Raw genomic sequence first — 1,090 nt, forward strand, 5'->3', positions numbered from 1 at the left:
CCCGCAGTGCCGGCCGGTAGCTCAGGATTTCGCTGTAGGGAATGCCACTGAAACTGACCAGATAGTTGCTGTCACGCCGGGCACTGCTTCGCATGGAGACAATCAATACCCCCGCTTTTCCCACCGCGGCCGGTCTCTCCCCTTCCAGCTCCAGCACTAAGCCGGGGACCAGCATCGGGGAAGAACTTTGACCCCGGATCAGGTGCTGCCGGTACAGGTCGCGCTCGTGATGCAGACGGGCATAAAATCCCGCCGTTTCCGGGGCGGGCTGGATCTGTTCTCCCTTGGTCAGAACGTTATCGCCATAGCGATACACTTCACCAATCACGGTAGTATCCCGATCCCGGCCGACCTGATATTGCAGGTCATTCCCTGCTTCCCGGTAGTTGTAGTCCCGCACCTTCACCCTTTGCGTGACCACCCGATGTTCAACGTGCAAATCCCACACCGAATCACGGTCGTTGTGATTCATGCCCGCCGGGTCACGTAACGGTAAACGCACGTCGTACTGATAATTGCGCTGGTTATCCCCAAACCGCACCACGTCAATCCCCAGACGGCCGTCCATTTCGAAGCGATACCACATCCCCACTTCCGCTAAAATACGCTGGATAAAATCCAGATCACTCTCCTGCCACTGCACCACCAGTTCCCGCCGGGGATATTCCCGCACCAGCGTGAACAGAAAATCCTGCCCGCGAAATTCGTGTCGTTCACGCAGGATCTTTTCCACCATTTCCGGGACTGACTGGTGCTGGTAAATCGCACAGCGTCGGGTATGGTGCAGCAACGCCAGACGCGGCTCCAGACAGACCTGATAGCGTGTTTCATCCGCCGAGGTGGCAAGCCGGTTAAACCGGGTGATGACGCCGTGTACTTTACGCACCTGCTCCGGGTTTTCCGGCGCCTGCAAGATAAACGTGGCCGATTTGTTCAATATCACCGCCGGATCGATATCCCTGTTCGGGCTGGTGAAATCAATGGTGTAGCAATACGGGGCGCACAGGCGCTCTTCGCCGGTGAAGCTGAACACCTCCAGTTCGGCATTGCAGCGCCGGATTTCAAGCCGGTAACGGGCATGACCCGGCAA

The 1,090-nt window shown here is 57.6% G+C and carries 1 protein-coding gene; it reads right to left on the reverse strand.

What is annotated here, in order from left to right:
• Positions 1 to 1,090: type VI secretion system Vgr family protein (locus D3222_RS24720; RefSeq protein ID WP_118988368.1), on the reverse strand; the 1,090-nt coding region annotated here is incomplete at both ends.

Origin of the sequence: Photorhabdus sp. CRCIA-P01, from assembly GCF_003545805.1 — a bacterium.
Taxonomy (GTDB): domain Bacteria; phylum Pseudomonadota; class Gammaproteobacteria; order Enterobacterales; family Enterobacteriaceae; genus Photorhabdus; species Photorhabdus antumapuensis.